The sequence below is a fragment of the Pseudarthrobacter sp. Y6 genome (assembly GCF_050156205.1).
GTDB lineage: Bacteria > Actinomycetota > Actinomycetes > Actinomycetales > Micrococcaceae > Arthrobacter.
This window is the reverse complement of the sequence record NZ_CP189574.1, coordinates 3,273,348-3,292,604: the sequence shown is the minus strand read 5'-3', so window position 1 is coordinate 3,292,604 and position 19,257 is coordinate 3,273,348. Positions and strand designations below refer to the sequence as shown.

Here is a 19,257-nt window from a genome sequence, read left to right as displayed (position 1 = left end):
GGCAAGCCGCTGACTGCTGGCTCCCCGGCTGTCAGCGCGGCAGCCGAGGTCAGAAGCTGGCGCAACGCCGTGGTGGTTGCCTACGGGGCCAGCGGGTTGGCGTTCGCATCCTGGGTTTCGCGGCTGCCGGCTATTCGCGACGGCCTGGACCTGACCCCCGGCAACATCGGTCTGCTCCTGCTCTGCATGACGCTGGGCTCCTTTATCTCGGTGTCCGCATCAGGTCTGATCGTCCTCCGGCTGGGCTCCAAGCGGACCATCAGGACCGGCAGCATCATGGTGGGCTGTGGCCTCGCCATAGCCGGCTTCGGCACGTCTGTGCTGGCCACCCCGGTGGCAGTGGCAATCGGCCTGGCTATCATCGGTCTGGGCACGGCCAGCTGGAACACTGCGTCCAACGTCGAGGGTGCCGCGGTGGAGCGCGCAGTGGGCAGGCACATCATGCCCCGGCTTCACGGAGCCTTCAGCCTGGGCACGGTGGCCGGCGCCGGGCTGGGAGCCTGGGCTGCGAGTTTTTCGCTTCCGGTCTTCTGGCACCTCGCGGCGGCGGGTGCCGTGGTGGCCGTCTCCGTGACGACGGCGGCAACCTGGTTCCGCGCGGATGTGACCCCCATCGAGGGGGAACGGAAGTATGTCCCCGATCACTTCGAGGATCCCTCCACCGGGCCGCTGCCCATCCTCACCCCGGGGTCCGGGCAGGGCGAGGGCTCCGAGGTTCCGCTGGACAACAAACGAAAGATCGCCCAGGCCTGGCGGGACCGGCGTACCCTGCTGATCGGGGTGATGGTCCTTGGACTCGCGCTGGCGGAGGGGGCGGCCGGCGACTGGGTGGCTTTGGCCCTCGCCGATGGCCACGGGCAGACCGACGCGGCAGGCGCAGCCGGTTACGGCCTGTTTGTCACCTTCATGACCATCGGCCGCTTCGCCGGCACACTGGTCCTGGACCGCTTCGGCCGCGTCCCGGTGATGCGCTGGTGCGCCGCGCTGGCGGTCTTCGGGCTCGGCCTGTTTGTGTTTGCCCCCGTTCCCTGGCTCGCCTTTGTGGCCCTCGCCATCTGGGGACTTGGTGCCTCGCTGGGTTTCCCAGTGGGAATGTCCGCTGCGGCCGACGATCCCGCCAAGGCCGCCGCGCGTGTCTCGGTGGTCTCCACCATCGGCTACGGCGCCTTCCTGTGCGGACCGCCATTGCTGGGCCTGCTGGCAGAACACGTGGGCATCCTGCACTCCCTGCTTGCCGTCATGGTGATGCTGGTGGTGAGCTTCCTGCTCTCGCCCGTTGCCCGGAAAATACCCTAGCTTTCCCCAGTTAAGCTGGAGAGGTGACCCAAATACTGCTCTCCCACCTGACCACGGCCGCCGTCGGAGGCCCCGCTGGCAAATACATCGAGGCCAGGACCGAAGCGGAGATCATCGATGCCGTCCGTTCCGCTGACGCTGCGGGCGAGCAGGTGCTCATCATCGGCGGCGGCTCCAACCTCCTGATTTCCGACGACGGGTTCCCCGGAACCGTGGTCAGGATCGCTTCGGAAGGGTTCGACGTTAACGCCCCGGACTCGTGCGGCGGGGTGGCGGTGGTGGTCCAGGCCGGGCATAACTGGGATGCCCTCGTGGAGCATGCTGTGCTGCACGCCTGGTCCGGCATTGAGGCCCTCGCCGGCATTCCCGGTGCCACCGGCGCCACCCCCGTCCAGAACGTCGGGGCCTACGGCTCGGACGTTTCGCAGACCATCGCCGCGGTACGCACCTGGGACCGGACCCGGAACGCCGTGCAGACCTTCACCAACTCAGAGCTGAAGTTCGGCTACCGGGATTCCATCCTCAAGCAGACCACAGTCAACGGCTCCCCCCGCTACGTGGTGCTGACCGTGGAGTTCCAGCTCCCGCTGGGCCGCATGAGTGCCCCCATCCGGTATGCCGAACTCGCCCGTTCCCTAGGTGTGGAACCGGGCAAACGGGCGTACTCGAACGATGTCCGCCGTGAGGTGCTGAGGCTGCGGGCCTCCAAGGGCATGGTGCTGGACCCTGCTGACCGGGACACCTATTCCACCGGATCCTTCTTCACCAACCCCATCGTCCCGGCGGACGTGGCCGCGGGCCTGCCTGATTCTGCGCCGCAGTATCCGGCAGGGGAGGACGGCCTGGTGAAGCTCTCAGCCGCCTGGCTGATCGACCAGGCCGGGTTCGGCAAAGGCTACGGCCTTGAGGAAGGAAGCATATCCGGCGGCCGGGCCTCGCTTTCCACCAAGCACTCGCTCGCCATCACCAACCGCGGTGCGGCCAGCGCCGAGGACATGCTGGCTGTCGCGCGCGAGGTGCGCGCCGGCGTCGTCGAACGCTTTGGTATTGAGCTGCACCCGGAACCGCTGCTTATCGGCCTGGCGCTGTAGCGTCAGCTGGCTCGTGTGACTGGCGCCAAGGGCCCGTCCACGTGGCCTATCAGCCGGACGTTCGCGGCCATGCCCAGCAGGGCGGCGGCCCAGCCGGTCAGCGCCAAGTATGGACCCATAAACAGCCAGACCAGGAGTCCCGGAACCGCCGGGTTGGTGGCGGCAGCGAGGACGCAGGCCACTAAACCGATCACGGCGGTGGCATGGGCGAGGATCCAGAGCAGCCGTCCGCTGACCGGATAGAGCTTCCAGTCGCGCACAATGTGGACCTTGCCGCGGCCCACCCGGATGCCGGGAAACAGCACCGCGTACCCGCCGCCCAGCGACAGGAACAGGGAAGGCAATAAGAGTTCCAGGGGTGCTTCGCCGCCGCCTCCCGCGGGCTGGAAACCAATGGCCGGGGCCAGCCCGATGGCCACGCCGGCCAGGACCGAAACGGTCCCTGCCACCAGCAATACCTGTGTTTCGCGCGCGAACAACGGCCACAAACTCCCCAAAGTCATGCTTCTACCCTAACGGGCCAAGTTCTACGATGAGGACATGGCAGCGAACCGCGTAAACCGCAAGGTGATGGGCAGGCTCCGGCTGGCCTCCCAAGGATTGCTTGGCCCTGGACTTGGCTCAGTTGAGAACGCGGTCCGCTGGATGACGGCCACGCAGGCGCAGGACCTGCAGGCAGCGCTCTGGGCCATCGGCGTCCGCGTTCCGGGCGCAGGGTTGGCTGACGTGCGCGCTGCACTGCACAGCGGCAGTGTGGTCCGGTCCTGGCCGATGCGCGGCACGCTGCACTTCGTGGCTCCGGATGACCTGCGCTGGATGCTGGACCTCACCACCGAGCGCCTCAGCCGCATCATTGCCGGCCGGCATCGGGAATTGGACATCACGCCGGCGGACATCGAAAAGTGCCGCGACGTTGCCCTGGAGCGGATTGCGGCCGGCGGTCCTGTGAGCCGGACCGAACTCTTCGAGGTGTTTGAGGCGGCCGGCCAGCCAACTACCGGCCAGCGGGGGATCCACATCCTGGGGACATTGTGCCGGCACGGCTGGTTGGTTCAGGGCCCATTGGCCGGGAACCAGCAGTTGCTGGTGGCGTTCGATGACTGGATTCCGGTGTCGCGGGACCTTGAACAGCAGGAAGCGATCGCCGAGTTCATGCTGCGCTACTTCCGCAGCCACGGACCTGCCACCGTCCGCGACTTTGCCTGGTGGACGCAGATTCCCCTGACCGACGTGCGGGCAGCGTTTGAGCTGGTCAGTGGGCAGCTGGTGGAGCTGGAATTCGGGGGTGCCAGCTATTGGATGTCACCGGAGACTGCGTCAATGCTCGACGACGGTGTGCCCGGACAGCGGTCCGTCCTCCTGGTGCCGGGCTTCGACGAGTTTGTGCTGGGCTACATGGACCGGAGCCTTGTGCTGGCCCCGGAGCACGCCAACAAGATCGTCCCGGGCGGCAACGGGGTGTTCAAGAAGACCGTCGTGGCAGGGGGAGCGGTGATCGGCACGTGGGGGCGGGCCGGAACGACCCGGAGCGCCGCCGTCGTGCCTGAACTCTTTGACGAAACCACGCCCCTCGGCGCCGGAGCGCAGGCCGCGTTCAGCAAAGCCGCCGAACAGTACCTCGCATTCCTGGACAGCAACGCGGGGTCACTTTCGGTCCATCCGCGGGTGCGGAATGGGCCGTAAGTGACCCCGCGCTGCTGTTTAGTGGCGGGGGAGTTACAGGTTCCCGGTGGCGATGTTGAGCATGCGGCGCAGCGGCTCGGCGGCGCCCCAGAGCAGCTGGTCACCCACGGTGAAGGCGCTGATGTATTCCGGGCCCATTTCCATCTTGCGGATGCGGCCCACGGGGATGTCCAGCGTGCCGGATGCGGCCACGGGGGTCAGGCCTGCCATGGAGTCTTCCTTGGTGTTCGGGATGACCTTGGCCCACTCGTTGTCCTCGGCGAGAAGCTTCTCGATCTCGGCCACGGAGAGGTCCTCGCGGAGCTTGAGCGTGAGTGCCTGGGAGTGGGAGCGCATGGCGCCGATCCGGATGCACAGGCCGTCCATGATGATCCGGTTTTCGTCCGAGGTGCCCAGGATCTTGTTGGTTTCAACCCCGGCCTTCCACTCTTCCTTGGACTGTCCGTTGCCCAGGTCCGCATCGATCCACGGGATCAGGGAGCCGGCCAGCGGCACGCCGAACTGGGTGGCGTCGATGTCGGAGCGCTGGTGGGCCAGGACCTTGCGGTCAATTTCCAGGATGGCCGACGCCGGGTCGTCCAGTTCCGAGCTGACTTCGGCGTTGAGCGTGCCGAACTGGCTGAGCAGTTCGCGCATGTGGCGGGCGCCGCCGCCGGAGGCAGCCTGGTAGGTCATGGACGTGCCCCATTCGACGAGGCCGTTCTTGAACAGTCCACCGAGGCCCATGAGCATGCAGGAAACGGTGCAGTTGCCGCCGATGAAGTCCTTGGTGCCGTTGACCAGGCCCTTGTCGATAACGTCGCGGTTGATCGGGTCCAGCACGATGATCGAGTCGTCGTTCATGCGCAGCGTGGAGGCGGCGTCGATCCAGAGGCCGTCCCAGCCGCGGCTACGCAGCTCGGTGTGCACGCGCTTGGTGTAGTCCCCGCCCTGGGCGGTGACAATGATGGGCAGCTTCGCCAGTGTGTCGACGTCGAACGCGTCCTCAAGTTTGCCGGCCGCACCAGCGGCAGCACCGGCAACAGTCGGTGCGGCACCTCCCGCGTTTGACGTGGAGAAGAACACCGGGTTGATGTTGGCGAAGTCGCCCTCGTCCTGCATGCGCTGCATCAGGACGGAGCCGACCATGCCGCGCCATCCGACCAGGCCGACGGAGGGGGTAGCTGCTGTAGTCATTCGTACAGTTTAGACTCCGGAACCGGCACGGCGCAGTCGGTTACATCACTGCCAACGTACGACGGCGTGCAGGCAGTCCCAGCGTCAGTCGAACTGCGAGGGGTATAGGCGTGAATCATGTCGCCCGTGCCGTAGCCGTAGAAATAGGGGCGCAGAGGTATGACGGCGTTTTTTCCTTGCGCCAGTCATCGGAGAGAACCAATCCGTCCGTATGTCTTAGTGCACCTGGCGGGAGAGCCCTCGCCCTGGGCCCGCGGCGTTTGATCGCGGGAGCCACGCGATCACACAGCGTCAGTAGTTTGCTTCGTCCGGGAATGGACGCGTGCTGTCGGGAAAGTTTTCGCGGGTGATTGCAATCCCGGACGGGTTTGCTTCGAACCAACTGCGGGCCTTGTCGTCGTTGAGTGCGAAACGGGGCTTGGGCAGGCCCCTGAGGCGCCGTAGCTTGGACGCTTGCCGCTCCCGATGCAGGTTACGGATCCCGAATAGCCAGCCTCCGGTGAAGAGCACGGTGCACACCAGCGCGAGCAGGCCAACAATGAGGTTGAGGCTGGCCACCGCGACAATCAAAAGTAGGGGCGCAAAAATGGCGGGAATGGTCATAAGGATCGTGACGATGTACAGGCCCGTGGCGGTATGGACCGAGTAGTTGCCGGATGGCTGCGACCCGCCGATGCCCCATTCGTCCCTCGTGAAGGCATGGACTTTTCGTTCCATCCCTGTGGCGTAGTAGTAGGGACGGTCCAAGAAGGTTCGCCGCACCGTGGGTTCAGTTGCCATCAGTTGCTCCGGCGTCGGCTCTGAAAGCTGCGAGTGCGGCGGTAAGGTCCTCGTAGCTCTGGACTGATGTATCAGCTCCAACTACGTCATCCAGGGCCACAGCGTGCACCCAGCCGTGATTGTCCTTCCGGATGAGCAACTGTCGTGGGCTGCGGTGCAGTCCTGACCGGATTCGGACGCCACCCTCCGGGTTCTGGGCCAAATGGTCGCGGACGATGAAAGCTTCAGCGGCTTCCGCGGAAATATTTGGGTCCTGCGGAAGGACGAACCAACTCATCATCGTCCTTGGCTGAAGAATCAGCGTTGTTCGATCCGACTCAGCGTGCAGTACTGAGTCGCCTCCTTCAGCATCCAGGAGCAGATCCAATTGTGTCCACCTCAGGGCGTTGGCAAGCGTGTAGACGGCGACATCCACCCGCCTATCGAACCCAACCTCGGAACCATTCACCGTTGCCAGGCCTCGGGCGATGAGCGAGGAAAGGCCGGCACTGATCAGGTCCTGGTTCTCGGATTCTTCGCTGAGACGTAGCCAGGAGGCACTGGCCCGCGATCCCGTCGTCGGTTGCAAGTGCAAGAGGTAGGCCATTTCAGCCAGGCCAAATCCGACAGATGTGTCTGCCTCTGTTTGTGGTGCAGTCATGTTTATCATCCTTTGAGTGAGGTAAGGAGGGGCTAGAAGCCGAAGAAGTCCTTGACGCCCTCGCCGATATTCTCTGCCGCATCTTCGGTAAAGTCTCCGACCGCGTCGAAGGCGTGGTCAATCGAATCCTTGGCCCCCGGGATCAGCTCGACAGCCGCCCATGCGCCGCCGACCACCATGCAGGTAACACCCACCGGTGGCGGAAAGAATGAGCCGACGCCGAGGGCAGTCTTTAGTCCCGACTTGAGGGCATCTCCAGTCTCCCCATTGCGGATTGCATTGACGGTGTCGAGGCCATCCAAGCCGACGCTTATCCCGCCAAGGACGTGTCCCGCAGAGTTCAGGCCAAATTTTGCCCACGGACCAAGGTCAGCTGCCCCGGCCCCACGGGCCATGTCGGTGAAGTCGCCGAATCTGCCGCTGAGCAGGTCAGAGGTACCGGAAAATGCGCCGCGCAGACTGTCCGAGCGGGCCGCTGCTTCCCAAAGGTCCTTGTTGAAGATCCGATTCAATGCGGCCAGGTCGTTCCCGGCTCCGAGCAATGCGTTTACTTCGCCGCCGTGCCGAGCGGCAAACTGAGAGATGTCCCTGAGCCCGAGGGGAACGGTCTTGAGGCCGAGGACGCCATTGTAGGCGTCCCAGCCCTTGCGGAAAGGTGAATCTCCGTCCGACAGCCAGTCCGGGCCCCAGGGAACGAACGGTGTGGCGGGAACGCCTGCGGAGACTCCCGTCCCTCCACCGTTGCTCGCCTTCTCCTGCTCGTTGGCGTTCTCCAGCAGCTTCCTGGACTCCTGCTTGAGCGCGGAAGCCGCTTGCTGAAGCATTGCCTTGTGGGTCCCGTTCCAATCCGACCGGAACACGACGGCGTCCTGGCCCTTCCATGAAGGGTTGTTGTCGATCTGGTTGCCCAGCTGCGTTGACTGCTGAAGCAGCGAGTCGGACGCCTTCCCGAAGTGGTGCGCCAGCGTCCGGAGCTCGGCGACGTCAGCGCCCCACATGTTTCCTGCCACAAGGCATCATCCCCCAAATGTCTCTGCAGCAATCTTCCTCAGGCTGCCCGCACAACTCTAGTCTTGGAACCGGTGGGCTGCGATGGGGTGTCCTGCCCATGTGGTCCGAAAGCGGCTACACGTGGTCGCGCTCCTCCAGCACCGCGGCTTTGCGGAGTCGCAACGCGTAGAAGGCGCCGAAGGCGAACACCTGCGTCACCACCACCAGCACGATGGCGCCGGCGATTTTGTTGCCGCCCAGGATCATGGTCAGGCCAACAATCGCAGACAGCAGCGCGAGCAGCGGCAGCAGCATGTAGCCCAGTACAAACAGTGTTTCTGGTTTCTTCAACATCTCAGCCCTGCGTCCTAACCCATTTGGTAAACCTGTAGCGCGTTCCATTGGCTGCCGTTAGCCACCCGTCTGGCGGGACGGACGCCGCCGCCTCCCAGGTCTCATCGAGCTCCGGAGCGAACGTATCGCCGTCGGCCTCCACATCGATGGTGGTGACCACGGCGACGTTGGCGAGTTTGGTGGACTGGCGGAAGACTTCCCCGCCGCCCAGGATCCACACGGTCCCGCCGCCGTCGACGAACTGCGACTCAAGGAGGGCATCATCCAAGGAGGGGACCACGACGGCGCCCTCCGCCTCAGGCGATCCACCCCAGTTTTTCTGCCGCGTGATCACAATGTTCGTCCGGCCAGGTAGGGGACGGTACTTGTCCGGGAAGGACAGCCACGTCTTGCGGCCCATGATCACCGGGTGCCCCATGGTGAGCCGGTTGAAGTGCTTCAGGTCCTCGGGTAGGTTCCACGGCATGTCGCCGTCCTTGCCGATCACACCCCCGGACGTCTGGGCCCACACCAGGCCGACGCCGGTCACGGAACCGGCAAGCTCATGCGTGAAGTCCTGGGGGTCTGCTGCGTTCTCGGTGCTCATACGGCGATCGGGGCCTTGATCGTGGGGTGGTGCCGGTAGCCCACCACGTCGAAGTCCTCGAGCGTGTAGTCGAAGATCGAGGCCGGCTTCCGGGTGATCCTCAGCTGCGGGTATTCATAGGGTTCCCGGTCCAGCTGCTTCAGGACCTGGTCCATGTGGTTCTCGTAGATGTGGACGTCGCCGCCTGTCCATACAAACTCGCCAGGCTCTAGCCCCACCTGCTGCGCAATCATGCAGGTGAGCAGGGCGTAGGAGGCGATGTTGAAGGGCACGCCCAGGAACATGTCCGCCGAGCGCTGGTACAGCTGGCAGGACAATTTGCCGTCGGCCACATAGAACTGGAAGAACGCGTGGCACGGGGGCAGTGCCATGTCCTTGAGCTCGGAGACGTTCCACGCAGAGACGATGTGCCGGCGCGAGTCCGGGTTCTTTTTGAGGTTGTCCACCAGCTCGGCGATCTGGTCAATATGGCCGCCGTCAGGGGTGGGCCAGCTGCGCCATTGGACGCCGTATACGGGACCCAGTTCGCCTTCCGCGTCAGCCCACTCGTTCCAGATGCTCACGCCCTGGTCCTGCATCCACTTCACGTTCGATTCGCCGCGCAGGAACCACAAGAGCTCCACCGCCACGGACTTGAAATGCACGCGTTTTGTGGTGATCAGCGGGAAGCTCCGGCCAAGGTCAAAGCGCAGTTGACGGCCGAAGACGCTGGTGGTTCCGGTGCCCGTGCGGTCGGATTTGTGCGTGCCATGGGCCAGGACATCGCGCAGGAGGTCTTCATAAGGCGTCGGGATGCTCACGGCTAAAGTCTACCGGCGTGGTTGGGTGGCCGCCGCCGAAGACATCGCCCGAAAAGCCAATGAACGTCATGTATGCCATGAGTGCCACCGCCGGGATCCAGATGACGGCCGGCCCGGTCAGTCCCAGCCAACCCAGCAGGCTCAGCCAGCAGAACAGTGCGGCCAACCCCGGGGCCAGCCAGGCAATGATCCCGCGGCCAGCCCGAGCACTGGCATCCGCAGGCGCAGAATCCTGCACGCCGACGTGCAGGGAGCGCGATGGCAGGATCCGCTGCAGCAGCCACAGGGAAACCACAACGCCGGTCCCGAACATCAGGGGCGAAAAGACTGCGAGTGCCGACTACGTGGCAAACCCGTCCGGCTGGCCGGCGGCATCCCAGTGGACCGGGACGGGGTCCGCCATGCCGGGATACAGCCAGGCGCCAAAGGCCGCGGTGGCAAGCAACAGCAGCAGCGACGGGATAAACCATGTCCTGTAACGGCGCGGGCTTACGGTGCCCGTCGAATCATTCTCCTTCCTCAGCCCTTCCTCAGCTTGCCGCGGACCAGATCGAGCAGCACCTGATCGGTGAGCCGGGCGTCCCGCCCGGCGTTGACCAAAAGGTCGACGGCGGCAGCCACCGCTTCCGGCACCGGCCCGCCTGCGTGCTTGACGCCGCCCGGTGCCGGCTGCGCGACGACGGTGCCGTTCCGCCGTCGGGATTCAATGAGTCCGGCAGCCTCAAGTTCCTTGTAGGCGCGGCCCACCGTTCCGGCGGCGATGCCCAGATCGGCGGCCAGGCTGCGGACGGTGGGCAGCCGGCTTCCGGCGGTGAGTGTTCCGGTGGCGATCAGGGAGCTGATCTGCGAGCGGATCTGCTCATACGGCGGAGTTGCCGAGCGCAGGTCCACGGAGATACCGGCGTTCACCGCACACCTTCCGGGACAGGCCTCACCGGGGCGGCCGGAACCCGGGCAAAACCCTTGACCGGGATAACGGCGATCACCACTCCGGCGGCCGCAAGCAGCGCCCCGGCAATGACTGCCGGCTGCCACGTGGCGGCCCAGGTTGTCGCCGGCAGACCCAGCAGCGGCGGCCAGGCCTTGCTTCCCGTCATCAGCAAGACGCCGCCCTGGGCTGTGCAGTAGGCCGCGAACGTCCGCACCACACGATGGACCGTGATGGCCCGCAGGGCGGCGTCCAGGCCGGTGATGCCGGTGGAAATACTGCGACGCAGCCGGGCCGCAACAACCGGCAGGATCGCGATGATTCCGACGGCCGCCGTCGACACCGCTGCGATCACCCCGCCCCGGGATGCGTCGAGCCCGGCCTCGCGCAGCTTCCACTCGCCCGCAACGGTCACCACCGTGATCGCTGAGAAAAGCGCGACGGCGGCGATCGCCGTGGTGAGCAGCGCCGGGCTGACCGCCTGCCGCGGCCAGGTCCTGGGCACTCCGGGGGAGCCATAGTTGCGTTGCAGCAGGAGCTCGCCTGCCGCTGCCACCAACAGCACGGCTGCTGCCATCAGCGCAACCAGTATGACCGGCTGCCCCGGAAGATTGGCGCCGGGAAGAAAGAATCCCAGCGCGGCGGCGACCAGCGGGGCGAGCCCCATGGCTGCCCCGAGTGAAACCGACAGCCGCGTCGCCGGATGTGCGGCGGCAGGAGATTCCACTACCCCTGTGCCGGCGCCTCCCACCTCCGCGCTCGGTAGTTTCGGTGGAGCCCACCCCCACATGACCAGCAGCACCACGAACGCCACTAGTCCGGCCGGGTTGGTCCAGCTGCTGACGCCGGCTGAAGGATCAGGCCGTGCAGCGAAGTTTCCCGCCACCGCTGCGAGCCCTGCGGCGATGGTTGCGACCGTCCGCAAGAGCCTGTTCATGGCGATGGTCCGCAGCAGGTCGTTCTCCGCCGCGTCCAAGGCCTCGAGCTGACGTCGGCGGCTGATGAGCGTCAGCACCAGGGCGGTGCCCACGGCCAGCGCCAGCCATCCGGCGCCCAGGCAGGCAGCCAGGACCGAACCCTGGATGCGGCCGTCCCCGCCGATCCTGCTAAAACCCTGGTTCCGTTCCTCCAGCACGCTGAACGGAATGGCTTCATACCCGGGAAGCGTGGCCACCCAGCCAATCTGGACAGCCGAGACCGCGAAGACCGCCACCACCGTCCACGCGAGGGCACGCGGCAGGAAGTCCCGGACGCGGCGGATCTCCAACGAGGCCAGCCTGCGGGGGAGCCGGGGTCCGGGATAGCTCAGCTGCCCCACGGCATGGACCGCGAGGCAGCCCAGGACCGGCCACGCCAGGGCTCCGAGGATGCTTGTTGGCGTGGCCAGGGTGGGCGACGTGTTGCCCGCCGGAAGGATGCCCGCAGGCCCCGCGGCCTGCAGGGAGCTCGCCAACCACCCGATCACGCCGATCCACAGCGCATGCTGGGAAACCGTCACAGCGTTGGTCCCGCCGCCCGGGGCCCTGATCACCCACCGCAGCAGCAGGTACAGGCCAGCGGCCAACAGGAAGGGCCACAGCAGGACCATGGGCGGCACGTTGTGGACCGCGATTTCGAAGCCGTCGACGCCAGGCACATCATCCCCCAGATTTTGCGCATCAATGTACTAAGTATTTGATACAAACATCTCCGGGTCAACCGGGGTGAGGGCCTGGCGGCCGGGCGCTGAAAACCTCAGTCGTCGAAGGGCTTGAACTGCTCCACGGCCACGATGCGGTGCTTGTTGTCGACGGCCACGTGGCACACCACCATCTCGCCCGGGGACAGATAAGGCTCCGAGTCCGGCAGGACCGCGCGCAAACGGCCTGGCATGTGCTTGCCCAGCTGGCCCAGGACTGTGGGCAGTGCAGGACGGTGCGTGCAGACGGCGACGGGCCGTGCCTTCTCCAGGAGGGACTCAATGGTGGCAGCGGTTTTTTTGGGCGTCCTGGCGTGCTTGTGTTCTGTCAGCGCGTCCACCAGTTTGACCTTGGCCCCTGTTGCCCTCAGGTACGGCGCCACGGTTGACACGCAGCGCTGCCAGGGACTCGTCACCACGCGCGGCGGCTTCCAGGCCTGCAGCAGCCGGCCGACGGCCCGCGCCTGCCTGATTCCCGTCGCGGCCAGGGGCCGTTCACCCTCGGCTTTGGACCAGGACGAGCGCGGCTTGGCCTTTGCATGCCGCACCACGATCAGCGGCCACGTGTTCAGTTCACCGCGGTTATGGGCCGCCTGCAGGTGTTCCAGGGGAACAACGTCGGACGGGTTGGACAGCAGCCCTGCGGCCGTTTCAGGGGCGCACCACACCACGCGGTCCACCTCCTTGCCGTCGGGAACGAGGCGGGCGCCGTTGACGTGGACCGCCCAGTAGTGGACCACCTTCAGTCCGGACGGCACGTGGTAGTGGATGGGCGGCAGCGGGATGCCCAGCGGCGCGGCAAGTCCGATCTCCTCCTGCACCTCACGTGCCGCGCATTCGGGAATGGTCTCGCCGGCGTCGATCTTGCCCTTGGGCCAGGACCAGTCGTCATACCGCGGACGGTGGATCAGCAGGACTTCAAGACCGTCCGAGTTGATACGCCAGGGCAGCGCCCCGGCCGCGACGACGGCAACTGCTTCGCCGGGATGGTCTGTCTGGTCTGCTACGAGGATGTCGCTCGCCAACGCCGTAGCCCTACCGCCGGCTCAGGCTGCGCTGGCGGGTGCGCGACGCCAGCAGCCAGGACTGGATGTCGTCGAGGTGGCTGCCGTCGTCGGCAATGTGGTGCCGGTTCCACAGGCCCTGGTTATCCAGATGCCAGCTGGCTGTCTCCGGATCCAAGTAGCGCTGCAGCAGGTCAAGGACGTAGCGGATGTCGTCGGGATTGGACAGCTGGACCAGGGCCTCGACCCTGCGGTCCAGGTTCCGGTGCATCATGTCGGCCGAGCCGATGTAAACCACAGGATCGCCGCCGTTGGCAAAGGCGAACACCCGGGAGTGTTCCAGGAAGCGGCCCAGCACCGAGCGCACAGTGATGTTGTCGCTGAGGCCCGGGACGCCGGGACGAAGCGAGCAGATGCCGCGCACAATGACGTCCACCATCACACCGGCCTGGGAAGCGCGGTAGAGGGAGTCGATGATGGCTTCATCCACCATGGAGTTGACCTTGATCTGCACCCTGGCGGCCATCCCGGCCCGGGCGTTACGGATCTCGGTTTCGATGCGGTCGATCAGTCCGGAGCGGACGGAACGGGGTGCAACGAGGAGCCGCTTGAACGTGGACTTCGGCGCATAGCCGGAGAGCTGGTTGAACAGTTTGGAAAGGTCCTCGCCCACCTGGTCGTTGGCGGTCAGCAGGCCAAGGTCCTCGTAGTAGCGGGCCGTGCGGGGGTGGTAGTTGCCGGTGCCGATGTGGCAGTAGCGGCGCAGCCCGTCCACTTCCTGGCGGACCACCAGCGACAGCTTGCAGTGGGTTTTCAGGCCCACGATGCCGTAGACCACATGGACGCCCGCCTGTTCCAGCTTGCGGGCCCAGGAGATGTTGGCCTGCTCGTCGAACCTGGCCTTGATCTCCACGAGGGCCAGCACCTGCTTGCCGGCCTCGGCGGCGTCGATCAGGGCGTCAACGATGGGGGAGTCGCCCGACGTCCGGTACAGGGTCTGCTTGATGGCCTGGACCTTGGGGTCCGCGGCCGCCTGTTCCAGGAACGCCTGCACCGAGGTGGAGAAGGAATCGTACGGGTGGTGGAGCAGGATGTCTCGGCGGCGCATGGCCGAGAAAACGTTGGCGGCCTTGGACGTCTCGGACTCGTTGAGGAACCGGGACGTGTGCGGCAGGTGCTTGGGGTAATGAAGGTCGGCACGGTCAATGCCGGCAATGACGGACAGCCCGCGGAGGTCCAACGGAGCCGGGAGGGAGTACACCTCGGACTCTTCCACTCCGAGCTCACGGATGAGCAGGGCCCGGATGTTGGGGTTGATGTCGTGGGTGACCTCGAGGCGGACGGGAGGGCCGAACCGGCGGCGCAGCAGTTCCTTCTCCAGCGCCTGCAGGAGGTTCTCGGCGTCGTCCTCTTCCACTTCGAGGTCCTCGTTACGGGTGACGCGGAAGATGTGGTGCTCCAGGACTTCCATGCCGGCGAAGAGCTTGTCCAGGTGGACGGCGATGACTTCCTCCAGCGCGATAAAACGCGCCACGCGTCCCGCGACGGCCCCGGCCCGCGGACCGTCGATGGAGATCAGGCGGGGAAGCTGGTCCGGAACCTTGAGGCGGGCGAAGAGTTCCTTGTCGCTCACAGGGTTGCGCACCACCACGGCCAGGTTCAGGGAGAGCCCCGAAATGTAGGGGAACGGGTGTGCCGGGTCCACGGCCAGCGGCGTCAGGATCGGGAAGACCTTTTCGGCGAACATGGCGCTGAGCTGCTGCTTGGCGGCGTCGTCCAGTTCGTCCCAGTGCATCAAGTGGATGTGCTCATAGGCCAGGGCGGGGCGGATCTGTTCGGCGTAGACCTGGGCATGGCGCTGCTGGAGGCGGTGGGCTTCGTCGCCGATCTTCTCCAGCACCTCCACAGGGCTGAGGCCGGCAGGGGAAGGAACGGCGAGGTTGGTGGCGATGCGCCGCTTCAGGCCTGCCACGCGGACCATAAAGAACTCGTCCAGGTTGGACGCGAAGATGGACAGGAAAGCCACGCGTTCCAGGAGGTGGAGCGTGGGATCTTCGGCGAGTTCCAGGACGCGGGAGTTGAAAGCCAGCCAGCTGAGCTCGCGGTCCAGGAAACGGTCCGGCCGGATGTCCCCTTCGGGCACAAGGTTGGGCGCAAACTCGGGGATGTCGATCCGGTCCTGCGTTGCACGCGAGGCAGGGACTTCAGACGAGCCGAAGCGCGCGCGCACCGGCACTGAAGCGCCCTCGGACGTGACTGTTCCGGCGGGTTCCGGTTTCATGGTCTCTCCTCTTACCTGGCGCTTGATGCTGGCCCTTGGCCGGCGCGGTTCTCTATCAACCTTACAATCAATCAGCGTCCACAAGCCCTAGGTTTCGGCCCATCCGAAGCCGTTAGTCATACGAGTGGGCTAACACACCCGGGTGCCACTAGGCGGAGGCCAGCGGGCCGTACATCACGTCCATATCCCAGCGTGTGAAGCCCAAGCCCCGGTAGAGGGTAACGGCCGCGGTGTTGTCGGCATCCGTGTAGAGCATGACGGCGTGAAGCCCCAGGCCCTGCAGATGCCTGATGCCAGCCACTGTGAGGGCTTTGCCCAGGCCCATACCCTGCGCGGCCGGTGTGACGCCCACCGCGTAGACCTCGCCGATCGCCGGGTGGGCGCCGTGGCGCGGATGCACCTTGGTCCAGTGGAATCCCAGCAGCCGGTCCTCGGCGTCCATCGCCAGGAGGAAGCCGGCGGGATCAAACCAGTCCTCGGTTATTCGGGCATCCAGGTCCGCGCGGGACATGGAGCCCTGCTCGGGGTGGTGGGCAAACGCGGCGCGGTTCGCAGCCAGCCAGCGGTCCTCGTCCTTGCCCGGCACAAAGGCGCGGAGCGTGACGCCGTCCGGCAGGCCGACGTCGGGCAGTTCCGCAGTGGCGGTAGTCAGCCTCATCTTCCAGAGTTCGCGCACCGGACCGTAGCCGTAGCGGGCTGCGAGGTCCGCTGCTGCCTCGTGGTTGCCGTGGGACCAGGCCTTCAGTCCGTCCAGGCCGCGCCCGGACTTGAGTGCGCCGACAAGGCGGTCCGCCGCGCCTTGGTTGCGGTAGCTGGGATGGACTGCAATTTCCAGGACTCCGCTGCCGTCCGCGTCCTCCACAACAACCGCAAACCCGGCCAGGTCCTGACCGGAGGAGGGGTCGGAATCCTCGTCCGGCGCGTAGAGCGCGAGGGTCAGGAGGGAATGCTCTGCCGAGTCCCCGGCGCGGAGCGTCACCACTGTTTGCTCGGAAAGCGAGGGATTGCCATCAGACTCCTCGGCAGCTGCCAAGAGCGCCACGCAGTCCTTCAGCAGTTGTTCTTCCACGCCGCCGTGGACAACAAGGACGGGCCATTTTTCCGGGTGCGCAGGACTCATGAGGCTAGGCTATACGCCCCGGCCGGAAGGCGCTCCGATTTGAAGGCCCCGGGGCAGGCACGTATAGTCGATATCTCACCCGCCGGTCACGGTGGGAACGAGGGGGATCCACCAGTGGGGTGGCCTCGATACGTTCGACCCGTATGTCCTCCACCAATTGATCTTCGCTAATACAGGAACAGCCCCGGACCAATGGCCCGGGGCTGTTCCTGTCTGAACGATGTCAGGCTTCCGTCAGTTCGTCTTCCTGCTGCCGTACCAGGGTCAGGCGGTAGCCGACGTTCCGGACCGTGCTGATCAGGTTTTCGTGGTCGGCGCCGAGTTTGGCACGCAGCCGCCGGACGTGGACATCCACGGTGCGCGTGCCGCCATAGTAGTCATAGCCCCACACCTCGGTGAGCAACTGCTGGCGGGTGAACACACGGCCGGGGTGCTGGGCCAGGTATTTGAGGAGTTCGAATTCCTTGAACGTCAGGTTCAGGGGCGCACCGTTGACACGGGCCGTGTAGCTCGCTTCATCGATGACCACGCCTGCCGCCCGGATCTCCGTGGGGGCGTCATCCTTGTCCGGAACTGCCCGCGCCACGGAGAGCCTGATTCGGGCTTCCACTTCGGCGGGACCGGCTGAATCGAGCACGATGTCATCTACAGCCCAGGCCGAAGAAACAGCTGCCATGCCGCCTTCGGTCAGGATCAGGACCAAGGGTGCGCTCAGGCCGGTGGCTTTCAGCAACTGGGTGAGGGAGCGGGCGCCCACCAAGTCCTTACGGGCGTCCAGGAGCACAATATCGCAGGGATCTGTCTCCAGCAGGGCTGTGGGTTCCGCGGCGAGGATATGCACGCGGTGGTTCAGTAATTCCAGGGCAGGCAGAATGTCTACCGAAGAACCGGTGCTGTTCGTCAATAAAAGGATGTGCGACATTGTTCCTCCAAGGGGCGTCCGCGCATCTTCGGGCGACTGAACCGGGTTTTCACCGGCCGGTACTATCTCACTGCAGCGGACTGGCCGACTAAGGATCTATCCGGCCGGCATCCGCAGCAGGAAGCGTAGCTGAACTTTGAGTATACCCATCGGCCTGCACGACGGCATGGATTCCGCCCCTGCAAACCTTCGTTTTGCGACATATCCGGGTCATATAAGGCAGGATTGAGCCGTGGGGCAGAACGCCCTGACGCGGTAGGCAGAGCCGCCGGGTCCACAGCCAGAATGGGATGCCACGAATTGAGTGCAGAGTCGAAGCCGCCGCGACCCGGCCAGCCGGGTCCCCGATGACCGCCGAGGTGGAAGCCCCGGCAAAGTCACTGGGCTCCTGGGTCATCGGTGTTGTCGGGGTGGCGGGTCTCGTGGCGATCATCGCCGGCGTATACGTCTCACGCGAGGCACTTATCGGCGTCGCCGCGGTGATTGCTGTGGCGGTAGGCATCGGCTGGCCTCACTTCCTCCGCATCCCCGCGAAGAAGACCCTGGCCGCCGTCATTGCGCTGTCCGGCGTCGGATCGGCGCTCGCTGCCGGTTTCGTCCCGGCCCCGGGTGTCCTGGACTGGACGCCTGCCTTCATGGCGCTGGGAATGATGGCCGTGTTTGTGGTGCAGCTCATCCGAGGCACTGGCCAGGCCCAACGGCTTGAATCCACCCTCGGCTGCTGCGCAGGTGTGCTCCTCTCGTGCCTGGGAGCAGGCTGGATCGCCGGCGGACGCTTCAACGGCGTGCGCGAGATGCTCCTGGTGGCAGCCATCAGCGCTGCCGTGGCACTGTTGGCCGGCCTGATCCGTTGGCCGGACAGCATCGTGGCCCCCCTCGGCATCGTGATGGCAGGACTTGCCGGGCCGCTCGCTGGCCTGGTCTTCTCCGACATTGCTGTTCTGCCGGCCGCGATCTTCGGCGTTGTGGTGGGCGCCGTACTGGTCAGCTTCCGCCGCCTCGTAACACTCCGCGGCGGTCCGCTGAATCTTTTGGCTGCGGTTAGCATGGGGCTTGCGCCGGTTTCGGCCGTGGGCTCCCTGGCTTACTTCATAGACAAACTACTCATCTACTAACCGGTTAGGATGGCATCATGTCCGTACTTGCAATTGAAATCTTCTTCCTCGTCCTGCTCGGCACCGCCAGCCTGTCCATGGCCTGGTTCGCCGGCTTTGTGGTTTACCGCCTCTTCAAAGGCCAGAAGTAAACGCGTTCAACGAGCTAGCATTTTCCTGAGGTAATTGCCGTGCCGATAGAAATTCCTACAGACCTGACACCGGAACTTGTTCCGCTTTCCTGGCTCATTGGTGAGTGGGAAGGCAGCGGCCGGCTCGGCAGCGGGGACGAGGACTCGGAACACTTCCTCCAGCATGTGTCCTTCAGGCATAATGGCCTGCCGTATCTTCAGTACCGCGCGGAGAGCTGGTTAACTGACGACGACGGCACGCGCCTGCGGCCGCTGACAGTTGAGACCGGTTTTTGGGCGCTGGAGCGCAAACAGCTTGATGCCGATGGCGGACCGGGCCTGATTCCGGCCGATATTGTTCCCGCACTCAAAAGCGCCGACGAAGTCGAAGCGCTGCGCAATAAAGACGGCGGGTTCGATATCTCGGTGTCCATCTCGCATCCCGGCGGGATCTCTGAGCTCTACTACGGGCAGATCAAGGGCCCGCAGGTCCAGCTCACCACCGACATGGTGATGCGCGGCAGCCATTCCAAGGACTACAACGCGGCCACCCGGATCTTCGGTCTGGTGGACGGCAACCTGCTCTGGCGCTGGGACGTGGCCACCGGCGGAACATCCCAGCCTGGCAAGGGCCTCGAAGCACACGCCTCGGCTTTCCTGAAAAGGGTTTCCTGACGGCCTGCCGCGGCACCGGACATCAGTA

At 65.3% G+C, this 19,257-nt stretch carries 21 protein-coding genes; 5 read left to right on the top strand and 16 right to left on the bottom strand.

Annotated features, from left to right (window positions below; genetic code table 11):
- Positions 1 to 69 precede the first annotated feature (69 nt).
- Positions 70 to 1,296, top strand: coding sequence for an MFS transporter (locus ACQCSW_RS15735; protein ID WP_426987319.1), 1,227 nt, complete (start codon positions 70 to 72; stop codon positions 1,294 to 1,296).
- A gap of 23 nt (positions 1,297 to 1,319) precedes the next feature.
- Positions 1,320 to 2,387, top strand: a complete 1,068-nt coding sequence (locus ACQCSW_RS15730) for a UDP-N-acetylmuramate dehydrogenase (RefSeq protein WP_426987317.1) — start codon at positions 1,320 to 1,322, stop codon at positions 2,385 to 2,387.
- Between the two features lie 2 nt (positions 2,388 to 2,389).
- Here ACQCSW_RS15730 and ACQCSW_RS15725 read toward each other — a convergent pair whose 3' ends face one another.
- The gene (locus ACQCSW_RS15725) at positions 2,390 to 2,890 is read right to left on the bottom strand and encodes a hypothetical protein (RefSeq protein ID WP_426987315.1); all 501 of its coding nucleotides are present in this window, start codon (positions 2,888 to 2,890) and stop codon (positions 2,390 to 2,392) included.
- Between the two features lie 37 nt (positions 2,891 to 2,927).
- On the opposite strand from ACQCSW_RS15725, the gene ACQCSW_RS15720 reads away from it, so the two are divergent.
- A complete protein-coding gene (locus ACQCSW_RS15720; protein WP_426987313.1) occupies positions 2,928 to 4,070 on the top strand; it encodes a winged helix DNA-binding domain-containing protein in 1,143 nt (380 codons plus the stop codon).
- A 33-nt stretch (positions 4,071 to 4,103) separates the two neighbouring features.
- Here the strand turns inward: ACQCSW_RS15720 and asd are convergent, their stop codons facing one another.
- The 15 genes from asd to ACQCSW_RS15645 all read right to left on the bottom strand — a co-directional run bounded on the left by asd (position 4,104) and on the right by ACQCSW_RS15645 (position 17,329).
- Positions 4,104 to 5,246 carry an aspartate-semialdehyde dehydrogenase gene (asd, locus tag ACQCSW_RS15715; RefSeq protein ID WP_426987311.1) on the bottom strand — a complete coding sequence of 381 codons (1,143 nt, stop codon included), beginning with the start codon at positions 5,244 to 5,246 and terminating at the stop codon, positions 4,104 to 4,106.
- A gap of 291 nt (positions 5,247 to 5,537) precedes the next feature.
- Positions 5,538 to 6,026 (bottom strand): hypothetical protein, encoded by a 489-nt coding sequence (locus ACQCSW_RS15710; protein ID WP_426987309.1) that lies wholly within the window; start codon positions 6,024 to 6,026, stop codon positions 5,538 to 5,540.
- The gene (locus ACQCSW_RS15705; protein WP_426987307.1) at positions 6,016 to 6,666 is read right to left on the bottom strand and encodes a hypothetical protein; all 651 of its coding nucleotides are present in this window, start codon (positions 6,664 to 6,666) and stop codon (positions 6,016 to 6,018) included. The genes ACQCSW_RS15710 and ACQCSW_RS15705 overlap by 11 nt, the downstream gene beginning before the upstream one ends.
- 32 nt (positions 6,667 to 6,698) lie before the next feature.
- Positions 6,699 to 7,664: a WXG100 family type VII secretion target gene (locus ACQCSW_RS15700; RefSeq protein ID WP_426987305.1), complete on the bottom strand. Its 966-nt coding sequence runs from the start codon at positions 7,662 to 7,664 to the stop codon at positions 6,699 to 6,701.
- Between the two features lie 127 nt (positions 7,665 to 7,791).
- Positions 7,792 to 8,010, bottom strand: a complete 219-nt coding sequence (locus tag ACQCSW_RS15695; RefSeq protein ID WP_354250515.1) for an NF038396 family protein — start codon at positions 8,008 to 8,010, stop codon at positions 7,792 to 7,794.
- Between the two features lies 1 nt (position 8,011).
- Positions 8,012 to 8,596 carry a dihydrofolate reductase gene (locus tag ACQCSW_RS15690; protein WP_426987303.1) on the bottom strand — a complete coding sequence of 195 codons (585 nt, stop codon included), beginning with the start codon at positions 8,594 to 8,596 and terminating at the stop codon, positions 8,012 to 8,014.
- Complete coding sequence (locus ACQCSW_RS15685; RefSeq protein WP_426987301.1) at positions 8,593 to 9,396, bottom strand: thymidylate synthase; 804 nt, start codon at positions 9,394 to 9,396, stop codon at positions 8,593 to 8,595. Before ACQCSW_RS15685 ends, ACQCSW_RS15690 begins: the two co-directional genes overlap by 4 nt.
- Positions 9,374 to 9,709, bottom strand: a complete 336-nt coding sequence (locus ACQCSW_RS15680) for a hypothetical protein (protein ID WP_426987299.1) — start codon at positions 9,707 to 9,709, stop codon at positions 9,374 to 9,376. Before ACQCSW_RS15680 ends, ACQCSW_RS15685 begins: the two co-directional genes overlap by 23 nt.
- A gap of 27 nt (positions 9,710 to 9,736) precedes the next feature.
- Positions 9,737 to 9,841: a DUF1648 domain-containing protein gene (locus ACQCSW_RS15675; protein ID WP_426987297.1), complete on the bottom strand. Its 105-nt coding sequence runs from the start codon at positions 9,839 to 9,841 to the stop codon at positions 9,737 to 9,739.
- Positions 9,842 to 9,915: 74 nt separating this feature from the next.
- Entirely contained in the window at positions 9,916 to 10,305 is a 390-nt protein-coding gene (locus ACQCSW_RS15670; RefSeq protein ID WP_426987295.1) for a GntR family transcriptional regulator, read from the bottom strand.
- A complete protein-coding gene (locus ACQCSW_RS15665) occupies positions 10,302 to 11,960 on the bottom strand; it encodes a hypothetical protein (RefSeq protein ID WP_426987293.1) in 1,659 nt (552 codons plus the stop codon). The genes ACQCSW_RS15670 and ACQCSW_RS15665 overlap by 4 nt, the downstream gene beginning before the upstream one ends.
- Before the next feature lie 98 nt (positions 11,961 to 12,058).
- Positions 12,059 to 13,027 (bottom strand): NUDIX hydrolase, encoded by a 969-nt coding sequence (locus ACQCSW_RS15660; RefSeq protein ID WP_426987291.1) that lies wholly within the window; start codon positions 13,025 to 13,027, stop codon positions 12,059 to 12,061.
- Positions 13,028 to 13,037: 10 nt separating this feature from the next.
- The gene (locus ACQCSW_RS15655) at positions 13,038 to 15,287 is read right to left on the bottom strand and encodes an RNA degradosome polyphosphate kinase (RefSeq protein ID WP_426987289.1); all 2,250 of its coding nucleotides are present in this window, start codon (positions 15,285 to 15,287) and stop codon (positions 13,038 to 13,040) included.
- 148 nt (positions 15,288 to 15,435) lie between these two features.
- Entirely contained in the window at positions 15,436 to 16,407 is a 972-nt protein-coding gene (mshD, locus tag ACQCSW_RS15650) for a mycothiol synthase (protein WP_426987287.1), read from the bottom strand.
- A 223-nt stretch (positions 16,408 to 16,630) separates the two neighbouring features.
- Positions 16,631 to 17,329 carry a winged helix-turn-helix transcriptional regulator gene (locus ACQCSW_RS15645; RefSeq protein WP_056344481.1) on the bottom strand — a complete coding sequence of 233 codons (699 nt, stop codon included), beginning with the start codon at positions 17,327 to 17,329 and terminating at the stop codon, positions 16,631 to 16,633.
- A 347-nt stretch (positions 17,330 to 17,676) separates the two neighbouring features.
- Between ACQCSW_RS15645 and ACQCSW_RS15640 the strand changes: the two genes are divergently transcribed.
- Together ACQCSW_RS15640 and ACQCSW_RS15635 are read left to right on the top strand one after the other, a co-directional pair.
- Positions 17,677 to 18,444 carry a permease gene (locus tag ACQCSW_RS15640; RefSeq protein WP_426990713.1) on the top strand — a complete coding sequence of 256 codons (768 nt, stop codon included), beginning with the start codon at positions 17,677 to 17,679 and terminating at the stop codon, positions 18,442 to 18,444.
- A 170-nt stretch (positions 18,445 to 18,614) separates the two neighbouring features.
- On the top strand, positions 18,615 to 19,229 hold the full coding sequence (locus ACQCSW_RS15635; protein WP_426987285.1) for an FABP family protein: 615 nt from the start codon (positions 18,615 to 18,617) through the stop codon (positions 19,227 to 19,229).
- Positions 19,230 to 19,257: the final 28 nt, after the last annotated feature.